General features: G+C 65.7%; 2 protein-coding genes. Both read left to right on the top strand.

Features of this window, described 5'->3' with window-relative positions; translation table 11 throughout:
- A partial coding sequence (locus EN914_RS36570; RefSeq protein WP_164779223.1) for a xanthine dehydrogenase family protein molybdopterin-binding subunit occupies positions 1 to 551 on the top strand: 551 nt, incomplete at its 5' end.
- Between the two features lie 232 nt (positions 552 to 783).
- Positions 784 to 972, top strand: a 189-nt coding sequence (locus EN914_RS36565; RefSeq protein ID WP_127389744.1) for a (2Fe-2S)-binding protein, incomplete at its 3' end; no start/stop codon positions are given.

Below are 972 nucleotides of genomic sequence, written 5' to 3'. Positions count from 1 at the left end.
GCGACGATGAAAGCCGCGGTGAAAGCTACGCCGAGATCCTCACGCGCGCGGGCCTCACCGAGATCGAGGGCCACGGCAAGGGCGCTCCCGACCCGGCGTCTCAGGAGGCCTATGCCAAGCACGCGCACGGTGCCGTGTTTGCCGAGGTGAAGGTCGATCCGGATTTTGGCCAGATCCGTGTCACAAGGCTGGTCGGCGCGTTCGCCGCCGGACGGGTCATCAATCCCAGGCTGGTGCGCAGCCAGTATTATGGCGGCATGATCTGGGGCGTCTCGTTCGCGCTGCATGAGGAAGCCATCACCGACCGGCGCTCTGGCCGGATCCAGAATGCCAACCTCGCCGAATATCATGTCCCGGTGAATGCCGACGTTCCATCGGTCGAGGCGTTGCTGGTCCACGAGGACGACCCTCACGTCAACGCGCTCGGCATCAAGGGCGTCGGCGAAATCGGCATCACCGGCACGGCCGGCGCCGTCGCCAATGCGGTCTGGCATGCGACCGGCGTGCGGCCGCGGCGCTTTCCGGTCCGCATCGAGGACCTGCTGGGGTGAGGAGTGGTCCACCTAGCGGATGGGAAGCCAATTGCTTGGCTTCCCGAACGACGAATGGTGAAGGCCCGGTCCGCCTTCGGGCGCACCAAAAAGTCCAGTGGACCTTTCTAAGGGGCTGAACGCCCGAAGGCGGGGAGCGGCAGCGAAGGGCCGCACAGCCGGCGCCAGGTCCCCGCCGGCTGCCAAAGATGAAATCAACGACTTCGCGTCAAGCAACTGGAGCCCGACGCCCATGACCAAAACAACGATCCCAGTCCATCTCGACATCAACGGCCGTGATCACGATCTGCAACTCGAGCCGCGCGTCACGCTGCTCGATGCCTTGCGCGATCGCCTCGGCCTGACCGGAACCAAGAAGGGCTGCGACCACGGCCAGTGCGGCGCCTGCACCGTGCATATCGACGGCGAGCGCGTGCTGGCC

Origin of the sequence: Mesorhizobium sp. M7A.F.Ca.CA.001.08.2.1 (genome assembly GCF_003998455.1) — a bacterium.
Lineage (GTDB): Bacteria > Pseudomonadota > Alphaproteobacteria > Rhizobiales > Rhizobiaceae > Mesorhizobium > Mesorhizobium ciceri.
This window is presented reverse-complemented; position numbering and strand designations above follow the sequence as displayed.